The following is a 13,042-nucleotide window of genomic DNA, read 5'->3' on the forward strand; positions in this document are numbered from 1 at the left end:
GCTTAATTGTTTGTTGTCCCGGGTTCATATTGAATAAGTAAAATAGTCAAGTCATCGCTGGCTTCGGCTTCCTTGACATGCTCTGCTATAGAGTCCACTATACCATTTACAGTGGTACGTACGTCAGACGTGGTATTATCAGACAATGTTTCCAATAATTTCTCGTCTCCATATAGCTCTTTCTCTGTATTTTCAGCTTCTGTCACTCCATCGGTGTAAAGGAACAGTTTACTTCCTTTTTCCAATGTCGTTTCATCTTCGGTATAGGCAAATTCTTCAATGACGCCAACAAATATCTGGGTCTTGAATTCCAGGAAAGAAACCTGTCCGTCCGGACAAATCAGTATGGGAGGATTATGTCCGGCATTACACAGTTTCAGTTTCCCCGTTTCCAAATCAAGGATTCCGACAATAAGTGTAACAAACATGTTGGATTCATTATTATCAGAAATCGAATTGTTCATATCCGTCACAATCTTGGCCGGTGAAAGCACCTGCTGAGATAAAGTGCGGAACAGACTGCGGGTGATTGCCATAAACAGAGAAGCGGGTACGCCTTTTCCTGATACATCGCCGATTAGGAAGTAGAGGCGGTTACCATCCATATAGAAGTCATAAAGATCTCCGCCTACTTCTTTCGCAGGGTGAAGTATGGCGTGCAAATCTACATCACTGCGTTCGGGGTAGGGAGGGAATATCTTGGGAAGCATTCCCATTTGTATTTCCCGGGCTATAGAAAGCTCACTTTCAATCCGTTCTTTGCTGGCAGTCGTGTCTTTTAGTTCAACTACGTAAGTAGATAAAGAGTGCTGCATGAAGATAAGCGAATCATATAGATCCCTGATTTCATCGTTGGAATACACTTCTGGTATGGTAACATCAAATCGTCCGGTCGCAATTTCGCGGGCTGACTCGGAGAATTTCTCCAGTGGGCGGACAAGGCGTCGGATGATGCTGTACACAATCAGGAATAAGGCTATCATCCCCACTATAAAAGTATAGATGATTGTTCGGGATGTACTGTCTAGTTCCTGAAGAATAATCTGGCTTGGACAAACGGTACATACTGACCATCCAATCTGGGGAATAGTTGTGTAAAATGCATACGAATCTACTCCTTTGTTATCGAAACGCATGGTTCCGGTATGTCCTGCCAGCATTTCATGTCCGATCTGTTCCTGTGCAAGATTCTCTTTGGCAAAAGCTTCGGAGAATATCGTTTCGTTCATGATCTTATTCCTGTCCATGTGAGTCAGGAAACTTCCGTTGCGACTGATTAAATAGGTGTAGCTGGAAGGATATGGCTTCAGCAAGCTAATTGTATCAGTGAATTGCGTCAGAGATATATTGGCTGTAAAGACTGCGACTAATTTCCCATCGCTGTCAAACAGCGGTTTGGCATAAGTACTCATGATGAAATTTCCCCCTCCGTCATCATAATAAGGTTCACTCCAGTAAGGTTGTTTAAGTAGTTGGGGGATGAGATACCAGTCCATGCATGGATAGTCATAATTCTGGCTACCTAATACCTGATAGGTTATTTCTCCATTTATTTCATCCTTAAAAGAAGCATAGGGCATGAAATATTTCCCTTTTTCTTTGTAATAGTTGGGAACGAAAGCTATGCCACTTCCAACGATGAACTGATTGTTTCTTACAACAGATTCAATAATATTGTGTAAAGAGTCCGGGTGATTAATATTTTTTTCCAAGACCCAGACAGATTGGTTTACAGTCGTCTCAACAGACAGTAGCTGACCGCTGATTTCTGTTGCAATGTTGCTTAATAATCCATGAGTGCGTTCGATAGCAAAGTCCGTTACTTTCTGTTGGCTATAATAATAAAATAGCGCCATGATAGTAGCAAAAATAATCGACGTAAAAGATAGTACGTAGATACTTAGCCGGGTTGCAAAAGAACGGGAGAATGTGTATTTCATGAATGAGTGTCTATTATTTTACAAAATTTTCATAACGGATATCATTGGAAGTTTGTGTTTGATCCGGCAGCAAAATACTTGTTGCCAGATCAAACTCTTCCCGGCTTAGCCGATAGGGACGTTGCCCGCTCTTCTTGTTTGTTTGTAACCTTAGTACCTCATCCAACATTTTACGTTGGTGATACCGGTTGGTTCCTATGTTGTGTTGATGCACTTGTTCCATTATAATGTCCAATGTTTGTTCGCGGTGTTCGTTTGCCCATTCCCAGCCACGTATGCTGGCACAGGCTAGTTTCTGTACTGCTTGAGGATATTTCTGATAGAATTCTCTGGTAACATAAAGCCCATCTTCTGGCAGATTGTATCCATAATCCGAGAAATGCATGATATGAATTGAATCAGTCTTTACACCGGCTTCAATCAGTTGTAGAAACTCATTGTAACTTCCTACGAGACAAATATCTACAGCTTTCGATAGGAAAATGTTGACTCCTCCATTGAAACGTATCCATTCCACCTGGAGTTGATATTTGTTGGCTATTTGATCCAGTAGTTCTTGACTAAGATGATTCCATACCCCTATTTTCTTATGTTGCAAAGATGAAATACCCTTGAGTGGCGAACGACTGACAAGCATCAGACTGTTTTCCTGTGAGGTTTGCAAGATATTAACTACCTGTGCACCTGCAAAATATTCAGTCAAGGCATACGATAGGTTCATAACTACCGCTTGCGAATACCCTTTCTGCAGAAAAGAAAAAGAGCTTGCCGAAAGCGAAGGATGTACCACATGTACGTCAAGTCCCTCTTCCTTGTAGAATCCCAGTTTGTCGGCTACGTAATAGCCTGCAAATTGTGCTTGTGCCGTCCATTTGGGTGTGAGATTAATGGATTGTGCATTCACCGGTTCTGTCAGAAAGAACAGAGATAGCAAGATACTGCAAATAATAGATGCTTTTCTCATTATCAATGGGATTAACGAATGATAAAAAGGCCGGAACAGCCTGTCATATCGAATATTTTCCGTATTTCCGCACGCATAGCTTCCAAAACAAGTTGTCCATTGTGTTGTTTTACACTTTTTTGGAGGGTTATCAGGCTTCTTAAACCGGAACTGCTGATATATAGCAATCCTTCGCAATTGATTATTATATTAGGATTTTGAACACTTAATAAAGGTTGGATGAGAGCATTGAATTCATTAGTATTGGCAGTATCTAATCGTCCTTCAACAGTGAGTATGATTACTTCCTCTATTTTACATAAATTCGTTTTAAGAGTTGCTTCCGGTTTGAAATCCATTTCTATATTTTTAGTCAGGATTAGCTCGTTTTGGCTGTCCGTCGAATGATATTCTACTTTATCCATTGTTCGGCGAATTAGGAAGAGGCCCAAACCTTGTGTCAGTTGCTGTTCCAAAGATAGTGCATTTCCTGATGCTTCATTTTCAGATTTTGTAGGATCGAATGAAATACCATCGTCAATAATCTGGGCAATCAGTAGGCCGGGGGCCACGGAAGTTCTCAATGTAATTTCACCTTTTTGATTTTGAGGATAACCGTGATGGATAATATTGCTTATTGCTTCTTCAATAGCCAGATTGAGACTCATTGTTATGCCGGAAGGTAAATGTAATGACATGCCTAATTCTTCGATGAATTGGGCAATTATTGCAATTTCCTCTACCTGATTTTCGATAGTGATTTCCTTTTCCATATTCTTTAAGTAGCGCGTCATATTATAATTTATTCTTGTTTGGGGTGAATGCTGCCACAAAAGTATTAGTAAAGGTGAAAAGTCTGAAATATATTACCCTCAAATGGTTCCCATTTTAGCAAATATCCCTATATTGGGACGCTTTTTACGAGTGGGATGCTCCCGTTCTTTTTGCGAAAAGACTACTTTTGTCGCTCAAAACAAAAAAACATGGTAAACGTAATTGTTCTCTGCATTGAATTGTTGTTGGATATTGTGGGCTTGGTATTGGGAATACTTGTTTATTCACGTTCTTCAGATAATAATGGACTGACAAAAGCATGGGGAGTATTGGCTATCACTCTGTCCCTTCTTCTTTTGTGTGATAATCTGGAATGGATGTGGATTTTCAGTAGAGGAGGTGAGGAGACGATTCCGCGTTTTACTGAAGTTCCGATGAATCATCTTTCGATATGGCATATTGTACGGGTGATTGTCTTTTTTCAGTTCTTTTCTATTTTTCCTATAGCTTCATTGAAGCCGGGATGGATGACTTTTTCAAGAGTCGTCAGTTTATGTATCCCTATTTTGCTGATTACATGTATAGCTTGTTGCTATGAGTTTTTCAACGGTCACTATACTACTCTAAAATCTTTTGCCTCCATTCGGGAGAATATTGGTGAACAGGATGTACGGGTAAGGCTGATGCTGTTTGTAATCAGTGTAATTACTCCTTCCGTAAATTTCCTTTTTCCATATATGAGACGATGGATTCCCGTCCGGCGTAAACAGAGTCAGGCAATGTCGATTTATATGATGTGTTTTGCTATCATCATGTCCGGCTATATTTGGCTGATGCTGGGCACTAGTGGATTATGTTTTAACGTATTCGGCTATATTGTAATCCTTCCCGTCCTTTTTTTAAATATACTGTATTTGCGCAACGAGAACCCGCTTTCTTTACCTCCCCAACCCGTAGAAGAACTGGAGATGAAAGAAATAGAAGCCATCCGGGAAATTGAGGTTTCGCCTGTCGTTCTGGAACTATCCAATCAGATGCAAAGTCTCATGAAACATAATAAATCGTTTACTAATCCTCAATATTCCTTGCAGGAATTTCTGAATGATTTGAATACGAATGAAAACAGGCTCAATAAGGCTCTTCATTATGATGGCTTTTCCGGTTTTAGAGATTATATTAATTTCCATCGTCTGCAATACTTTAAAGAACAGGCACGTTTGCAAAAGAATCTCACTGTAAAAGAATTAATGTTTTTGAGCGGCTTTACCTCCCGCTCCAGTTTTTACCGTTATTTTGCGAGTGTGGAAAAAATGTCTCCCAGTGAATATATGGAGATGCTCAATAGAGAAAATTAATAAGGGGTGTGGGAAAAGAATCACCACAGATCATAGAATTAGCACGGATTTGATTGTAATTCAAAGATTATCAATGCAGAATCGATGTTTCTTTTATGTAATCTGTGGTGAAACTTGAAACTGGCAGGTAATTTATTATTTAGCTAAATCTCCTATTTCGTCTAAATTCTTCTGAATATCATCATCAGTCAATGAATAGTTTACCAAGTCACCGGCCAAATACTTATCATAAGAAGTCATATCAATCAGTCCATGTCCGGAAAGGTTGAACAGAATCACTTTTTCTTCTCCTGTCTCCTTGCATTTGTTAGCTTCGCGGATAGCTGCTGCAATAGCGTGGCTGGATTCAGGAGCCGGAATAATACCTTCAGACTGTGCAAACAGACAACCTGCTTCGAAAGATTCCAATTGCTGTATATCTACTGCTTCCATCAGATTGTCCTTGAGCAACTGTGAAACGATGACACCTGCACCATGATAGCGAAGACCGCCGGCATGGATATGGGCCGGAGCAAAATTGTGTCCTAAAGTAAACATCGGTAGCAACGGAGTATATCCGGCTTCATCACCGAAGTCATACTGGAACTTACCACGTGTCAGTTTCGGACAAGATGCAGGTTCGGCAGCAACGAAACGAGTCTTTTTTCCTTCCTGTATCGTGTGACGCATGAATGGGAAAGAGATACCTCCGAAGTTGGAACCACCTCCGAAACAACCGATTACGATATCCGGGTATTCGCCTGCCATTTCCATTTGTTTTTCGGCTTCCAGTCCGATAATAGTCTGGTGAAGAGTAACATGGCTAAGTACAGAACCGAGCGTATATTTGCAGTTGGGAGTCATTTGTGCCAGTTCGATAGCTTCAGAAATGGCTGTTCCCAATGAACCCTGGTAAGTAGGGTGTTTAGTCAGAATATCCTTACCGGCGCGGGTAGACATCGATGGAGAAGGGGTCACCTGTGCTCCGAAAGTCTGCATGATGCTGCGGCGGTATGGCTTTTGTTCATAGCTGATCTTTACCTGATAAACTGCTGCTTCCAAACCGAAAACCTTAGCTGCATAAGAAAGAGCAGCTCCCCATTGTCCGGCACCGGTTTCAGTGGTGATGTTGGTAACTCCTTCTTCTTTGCAATAATAAGCCTGTGCCAATGCAGAGTTCAACTTATGTGAACCGATAGGGCTGACACTTTCATTCTTAAAATAGATATGAGCCGGAGTACCGAGTGCTTTTTCCAATCCATAAGCACGAACCAGCGGAGTACTGCGATAGTACTTATACATTTCGCGCACTTCTTCCGGTATTTCGATCCATGCATCGGTCTGATTCAGTTCCTGATGACACAGTTCCTTTGCGAAAATCGGATACAAGTCTTCCGCTTTCAGTGGTTGTTTGGTTCCCGGATGCAACGGAGGCATAGGTTTGTTTACCATATCAGCCTGAATGTTGTACCAGTAGTGTGGAATTTCTTCTTCGGGTAAAATATACCGTTTTCTTTTTTCACTCATAATATTGTAGTTTTTTAGTTTCTTGTTGCCAAAAGTACTCAAATTTTTAATATTCAGAAAATTTTGTCAACAAAGAATCGGTTCTAATTGTTATTTTACTTAAGTTTGCACGACCCTGTTAAAAAAGATGATATGAAGATTTATCATAAGTTTTTATTGTATCAGAATAAACTGCTAAAACCCTATGTACGTATCCTGTTAGGACTGGTAGAAGCACTCACCTATCTGGCATCTCTGTTGTTGATTGTCGGAGTAGTATATGAACACGGCTTTCCCTTATCCATAGATGAAGTGGCTAATTTGCAGACATTGTATAAAACTGTCTGGATTATCTTTCTGATTGATGTTACTTTACATATTTCACTGGAATACCGGAATACTAAAAAACAATACCGGCGATTAGCCTGGATATTAAGCGGGTTATTATATCTTACTCTAGTACCCGTCATTTTTCACCGTCCGGAAGAAGAAGGAGCTATTTTGCAGATTTGGGAATTCCTGCATGGGAAGTTTTATCATCTCCTGTTATTACTAGTCCTTTCTTTCCTCAACTTGTCCAATGGGCTGGTGCGCCTGTTGGGACGGCGTACCAATCCTTCTTTGATATTGGCAGTCAGTTTTATGGCTATTATCCTGATTGGAGCAGGTTTGCTGATGCTTCCGCGCTGCACGGTGAATGGTATTACCTGGGTAGACTCTTTATTTACGGCTACCAGTGCCGTATGCGTTACAGGTTTGGTTCCGGTAGATGTATCCACTACATTCACCACTTCCGGATTAGTTGTCATTATTCTATTGATTCAGATTGGAGGATTAGGAGTGATGACATTAACCAGTTTCTTTGCCATGTTCTTCATGGGAAACACCTCCATTTACAATCAGCTTGTTGTACGTGATATGGTTAGTTCCAATTCGTTAGGTTCATTACTGTCCACCTTATTATATATATTGGGATTTACCTTAGTCATTGAAGGGATTGGCATGGTTTCGATTTGGTTTAGTATTCACGGTACGCTGGGAATGACTTTGGAAGGCGAGTTAGGTTTTGCTGCTTTCCATGCTATATCAGCTTTTTGTAATGCGGGTTTTTCTACACTTTCCGGTAATTTAGGGAATCCGATGGTGATGACCAATCATAATGGACTGTTTATTTCTGTTTCTTTGCTGATAATCTTCGGTGGTATCGGCTTCCCCATTCTTGTCAATTTCAAGGATATTGTATTATATCACCTGCGTCGTTTCTGGAAATTGGTCCGTACACGCAAACTGGATCGTCACAAAATGCAGCATCTTTATAACCTGAATACGAAGATTGTGTTAATCATGACTTTCCTGCTTTTATTAATCGGTACATTAGCTATTGCTGCTTTTGAGTGGAATGCTTCTTTTGCCGGTATGCCTTTGGCAGACAAATGGACTCAAGCCTTCTTTAACGCCACTTGTCCGCGAACAGCCGGTTTCAGTAGTGTTGATCTGGCATCGTTGAGCGTGCAGACTTTATTGGTTTATCTATTCTTGATGTGGATTGGTGGTGGTTCACAGTCTACGGCAGGTGGTGTGAAAGTGAATGCTTTTGCGGTCGTGGTTCTGAATCTTGTAGCCGTATTGCGTGGTACTGAACGGGTAGAAGTGTTCGGCAGAGAATTGTCTTACGATTCAATCCGGCGTTCCAATGCAACAGTAGTCATGTCATTGGGAGTGCTATTCATTTTTATTTTCACATTGAGCATACTCGAACCGGGTGTTTCCATCATGGCATTGACTTTCGAATGTGTCTCTGCACTTAGTACTGTGGGATCCAGTTTGAATCTGACTCCTCATTTGTGTGATGCCAGTAAGTTGTTGGTATCCTTGTTGATGTTTATCGGACGTGTGGGATTGATAACATTGATGTTGGGAATTGTCAAACAGAAAAAGAATACAAAATACCGTTATCCGAGTGATAACATTATAATAAACTAAAGATATGAAGTATATTATTATCGGTTTAGGAAATTACGGTCATGTGTTGGCCGAGGAATTGTCTGCGTTAGGACACGAGATTATTGGTGCGGATATTAGTGAAAGTCGTGTAGATTCAATTAAAGATAAGGTTGCTACGGCTTTTGTCATTGATGCCACTGACGAACAATCATTATCTGTGTTGCCATTAAATAGTGTGGATATAGTAATTGTAGCGATTGGTGAGAATTTTGGTGCATCGATACGTGTTGTTGCTTTGTTGAAGCAGAAAAAGGTTCCCCGCATCTTTGCCCGTGCTATTGATGCCGTGCATAAAGCGGTGCTTGAGGCCTTTGATCTTGAAAGAATCCTGACTCCGGAAGAAGACGCAGCCCGTAGTTTGGTGCAACTGCTCGACTTCGGCACAAACATGGAAGGGTTCCGCATCGATCAGGATTATTATGTTGTGAAGTTCACGGTTCCGAAGAAATTTGTAGGGTATTTTGTGAATGAGTTAAATCTGGATGAAGAGTTTCATTTAAAAATGATAGGCTTGAAACGGGCAAATAAGATAACCAATTGCCTGGGTATTTCTCTGACTGAACTTCATGTGAAGAATGAATTACCGGGGAATGAGAAAGTGGAAGAAGGAGATGAACTGGTTTGTTACGGCAGATACCGAGATTTCCAAGCTTTTTGGAAAGCTATTTAATTTATTGCATTTCCGGTTTGCATTGATGGATCGTTACAGGATGCACTTTAACTTTGCATGTCGTAGATGTGAAATCAAGCTGCACAATCTGGCTTTGTGATGTTTCCGGTTTTCGTTGGTCGAATACAAAGTTGCCCAGACTATAAAAGATAGGCTTACCATTGAAATATTCCTCTTTCTGAATGATGTGCGGATGATGTCCGATGATAACATCCGCACCTGCACGAACGAGTCGGTGTGCTCCCTTTCTTTGGTTTAGAGTAGGAGAGGATTGGTACTCAATTCCCCAATGGAGAATAACGACCACATAACTTTCGGGATTCTCTTGTTTGAAGTTCTTGATTTCCTCTTCTATTTCTTCCGTGGTTTGCTGGCAAATACCGGGATCATTTTCTAAATATACCCAATTCTCCAAAGGAAGTGTAACTGAATTGAAGAGTGCTACTTTAATTTTTCCTTTCTTTATCACTACGGGTTGGCAACTCTCGGAAGAAGTATTACCATATCCTATCGGAGTGATTCCTGCCGATAAGAGATGCTGATAAGTATCTGTCAATCCGCTTCGTCCCTGATCCATAGTATGATTATTCGCTAAAGCCGCATGACTGATGCCGGCTTTAACCAATTCTTCCATCCATCTCGGTTCCGCGCGAAAGATATATTTCTTGTGTAGCGGCGAACGAACCGAAGTGACGGGACATTCCAGGTTGATTACCGTAGCGTCCATTTGATGAAAGAGAGGAGCTACCGACGCAAATAAATCTTCGACACCTCCCCGTTGAATTTGTTGGCGTACCCCTCTGTCCAGAAGAACATCTCCGGTGAAAGCGATAGAGAGACATTCTTCTGACGGGTGCTGGCAGGCAGTAAGCAATAACAGACCTATACTACCTATAATCCGGTTAATTCGGGAAAAGGATATTAGCATCCTGAACTATAAAAAACTCTGTCATCTACTTTAGGTTCTTTCTCCAGCAGGATATTTTTCATCCATTCCGGGACGGCAGGTGCTTTCTTTTCTTCCAGCATTTTCTGCCACTCTTCGTCCGTGAGCCGGGTATCCAGTGGCTGGACAAACTCGTAGTAACTAAATGTGGCACCACGGGTAAGATAGAGATTGCCCTCTATTTCTACTACCACATAGATATTGTTGGCATTTCCTGTTGCCACATGCAGTACTCCATTCTTATCACATCCCCTCACGTTGCGGGTATAAATATCAGCCACTACAGCTATCGACTTGTCCGGACCTTGCACTAATGACCAGTTATCCAGATGTAAATCAGGATCGAGCACAGACAGAGTGAAATATTCTATACTACTTCCCATATACTCAAGAGTGCGATATTCCTGTTCGGTCAGTTTTTCTCCCCGCAGTTCCTTTTCTGTTACTTGAATCAGAAAGCTGACATAGTCCTGCAACTGCTCTGTTTTTCCTTTCAAGTCATCCGTCAGGCAATTGCTTTGTTGCAGAACCAGTTGGGTGGCTTGCAGAATCCCTGACATTTTCTTCCAGAAAGGAAGATTCGGTTCTACATATCCCACTACGATCGGATCAGGAGGTCCGGCACCTCCACATTCTGCAGCCATGGGCTGTTCTCCGTAAAGGATCGCGTCATGCTTCAATTCAGCCCAAGATGCCAGAGCTGTATTCAGGTTCTTGTATCCCCATTCGGGTGTTTGCATAAATCCCGGCTGGTTCTTATCCGTTTTCTGCATGGTGAACAGACTTTTCATCCATAATTCGTAGACAGATACTTGTGCAGGCTGGGAAGCTTTGAATTTATCTTTCAGTTTTTGTAATTCTCCGGTATACTGGTTCCAGTTGCCCGCTTCTTTGTAAAAATCAGTCAGTAAAGTCTCGGCGGAGTTTACTCCGAAAGCGGCAAAGACATCCAATCCTTTCGGATAAGCACGTTTGCTGTTTGGGGTGACATCTACCAATTCCTGAAGTACTTCATTATCTGCCAGATATCTTTGTGGCATAAAGTTGATTTTGTCCCGGCAGGAGATTTCTATTTTAGGTTTGATCCTGTTCTTGCTTTTTGCCAGTTCAATGAGCGCTTGATTCACCTTTTCTATTTGAACCGGAGTCAATGCATCTTCAGTATATTCTGCTTTATTTTTCTTCAGAATCTGTGCAATATCGAGAAGAGAAAGATTATCAGTCTCACCCATCAGGAAAGTAAGTGGTGTATAGACGCGTTGGTATAGTTCCATTAGTGGTGTCCTGGTCATATCCTTATAAGTAGATAGTACGGTAGCCTGAAAGATTGCTTGTTTGAGTTGTTCTTGTTGTTCTCTGCAAAAACAGGCAGTTTGAAGCCACATCATAGCCTGAAAGTATGCCTGTAATTGGGGTTCACGGGTATAATGTCCGCGTGGTTTGAAAAGACTGTATGGGAAGTATGCATCTTTGTATGAAAGAAACTCCGAGAAATCATCTTCTTGTGCATTAATATGTTCTATTTCCTGTTGATATGCTTTTTGATACTTAGCAGGGAGGCTGGGCGTTTCCTTTGTCAGCAAATAATAAGGGATAGCATAAAAAGTAGCGGCATATTCTGCCATATCTTTCAGAGATTCGTCTTCTGTCTGGCGGGAGATGCTTATGCAAGTTGCGTTGAGTGATAGACATAGTCTTTCCAAAGTAGGAATAATGTGTTGTTTCTCCAGACTTTTCAGTACATAAGAGAAATACATGTGAAATGCCTGTAAATATAAGTCAGTGGTGATGAAATTGGGTACTTGGCGATAATCATTTTCTTCGTAAGCATGAAACAACTGTAAGTTACTTCCCTCTGTAATGACAAAGTTGTTCTGTTGCAACTTGGCTAGTAATGCCTTGTCTATATCTTTGAATTGGAACAGGTTGACTATATTATTTGCATTTCCTAAATAATAAGAGTCTCGTTGAGTAAACTGTTGCTGACGCATTTCTGCCATACGAGCATCGATGCGTTCTACGAAAGCCTTCTCTTCAGCCGTCAGTTTGACTTCATCATAGTTTTCCGGAAATTTATTCTCTCCGTCTGCCTCCGATTCATCCCATAACTTCCAGACAAGATCATTATACCATTTCGTATTGGCCGAGAAGAAAGCATTGATGTCCGCTTCCATAAAATGATAACCATGTATAGCGTATGGATAACTACGTAATAAACGTAACTCCTGAAAAGAGTAACGACTGATATCCTGCTTCAAATCAATAGATTGAGGTAGAACAGTATCGGTCAATAATGAGGTGGCAGTCATAACAGTATCTTGTGCCGATGCCGTTGAGGTGTTTTTGTTCTTGTTCTTGCATCCGCAGAGAATAAGAATTAGTGTACAGGACAGTAATAATAGTCGTCTCATGTTTTTCATTATTCTATAAATTGCCATATATAAATGATAGTAGCTAACGTTAACGTTCAAGAATGCGTTTGGCCTCCTTTTCTTCTGTCTCGCGTTTCAGATATCCCTTAAAATCCAGACCAAAACCTCTCCATGCATATTCCGCTATCAGAAATTTTCCACTTCGTTCCCGTTCCATGGTGCGTATCAATACAGGAGTATGTTCACGAATCACTTTAAAATCTTCCAAAGGTTGTGCTACCCTCGAACCTAACCAAAGTGGGCGGATATACGTTTCATCTGCAATCCGGTAAATGAATAACCGCTTGTCAGGTTTGGGATCGAATCGGGTAGGCTTGATAACCCCCACAATAATTTCCGGCATCCCGTCTCCTGTAACATCTCCATAATCAAATTGATAGACAGGGTAAGGCAATTTCCAAACAGAGTGGGAGGGTTGGTCTGTATTCAAATGAATGACATAGAGCGAATCAGATTCTTTGTTCAGAGATACTTCCATGTGTCTTTGATTTAC

10 protein-coding genes are annotated in these 13,042 nt (G+C 41.1%); 3 read left to right on the plus strand and 7 right to left on the minus strand.

Features of this window, described 5'->3' with window-relative positions:
* Nucleotides 1–2: 2 nt before the first annotated feature.
* The 3 genes from H8796_RS13720 to H8796_RS13730 are packed head-to-tail and all read right to left on the minus strand — an operon-like array spanning nucleotide 3 to nucleotide 3,656.
* Nucleotides 3–1,940 (minus strand): SpoIIE family protein phosphatase, encoded by a 1,938-nt coding sequence (locus H8796_RS13720; protein ID WP_117931967.1) that lies wholly within the window; start codon nucleotides 1,938–1,940, stop codon nucleotides 3–5.
* A gap of 13 nt (nucleotides 1,941–1,953) precedes the next feature.
* A complete protein-coding gene (locus H8796_RS13725; protein WP_117931969.1) occupies nucleotides 1,954–2,904 on the minus strand; it encodes an ABC transporter substrate-binding protein in 951 nt (316 codons plus the stop codon).
* A gap of 11 nt (nucleotides 2,905–2,915) precedes the next feature.
* Nucleotides 2,916–3,656 carry an anti-sigma factor antagonist gene (locus tag H8796_RS13730; RefSeq protein ID WP_229096084.1) on the minus strand — a complete coding sequence of 247 codons (741 nt, stop codon included), beginning with the start codon at nucleotides 3,654–3,656 and terminating at the stop codon, nucleotides 2,916–2,918.
* 210 nt (nucleotides 3,657–3,866) lie between these two features.
* On the opposite strand from H8796_RS13730, the gene H8796_RS13735 reads away from it, so the two are divergent.
* A complete protein-coding gene (locus H8796_RS13735; RefSeq protein ID WP_117931973.1) occupies nucleotides 3,867–5,012 on the plus strand; it encodes a helix-turn-helix domain-containing protein in 1,146 nt (381 codons plus the stop codon).
* A 135-nt stretch (nucleotides 5,013–5,147) separates the two neighbouring features.
* On the opposite strand, the gene H8796_RS13740 is transcribed toward H8796_RS13735, so the two are convergent.
* On the minus strand, nucleotides 5,148–6,518 hold the full coding sequence (locus H8796_RS13740) for a TrpB-like pyridoxal phosphate-dependent enzyme (RefSeq protein WP_004325359.1): 1,371 nt from the start codon (nucleotides 6,516–6,518) through the stop codon (nucleotides 5,148–5,150).
* 132 nt (nucleotides 6,519–6,650) lie between these two features.
* Here H8796_RS13740 and H8796_RS13745 point away from each other — a divergent pair, with 132 nt between their 5' ends.
* Nucleotides 6,651–8,480: a TrkH family potassium uptake protein gene (locus H8796_RS13745; protein WP_009000750.1), complete on the plus strand. Its 1,830-nt coding sequence runs from the start codon at nucleotides 6,651–6,653 to the stop codon at nucleotides 8,478–8,480.
* A 4-nt stretch (nucleotides 8,481–8,484) separates the two neighbouring features.
* Complete coding sequence (locus H8796_RS13750; RefSeq protein WP_117931975.1) at nucleotides 8,485–9,171, plus strand: TrkA family potassium uptake protein; 687 nt, start codon at nucleotides 8,485–8,487, stop codon at nucleotides 9,169–9,171.
* A 1-nt stretch (nucleotide 9,172) separates the two neighbouring features.
* Here H8796_RS13750 and H8796_RS13755 read toward each other — a convergent pair whose 3' ends face one another.
* The 3 genes from H8796_RS13755 to H8796_RS13765 are packed head-to-tail and all read right to left on the minus strand — an operon-like array spanning nucleotide 9,173 to nucleotide 13,027.
* Entirely contained in the window at nucleotides 9,173–10,099 is a 927-nt protein-coding gene (locus H8796_RS13755) for a CapA family protein (protein WP_117931977.1), read from the minus strand.
* On the minus strand, nucleotides 10,093–12,528 hold the full coding sequence (locus H8796_RS13760; protein WP_117931979.1) for a DUF3160 domain-containing protein: 2,436 nt from the start codon (nucleotides 12,526–12,528) through the stop codon (nucleotides 10,093–10,095). Before H8796_RS13760 ends, H8796_RS13755 begins: the two co-directional genes overlap by 7 nt.
* Nucleotides 12,529–12,577: 49 nt before the next feature.
* Nucleotides 12,578–13,027 (minus strand): nuclear receptor-binding factor 2, encoded by a 450-nt coding sequence (locus H8796_RS13765; protein WP_117931981.1) that lies wholly within the window; start codon nucleotides 13,025–13,027, stop codon nucleotides 12,578–12,580.
* Nucleotides 13,028–13,042 lie beyond the last annotated feature (15 nt).

This window comes from Bacteroides sp. M10 (assembly GCF_014334015.1).
Lineage (GTDB): Bacteria > Bacteroidota > Bacteroidia > Bacteroidales > Bacteroidaceae > Bacteroides > Bacteroides intestinigallinarum.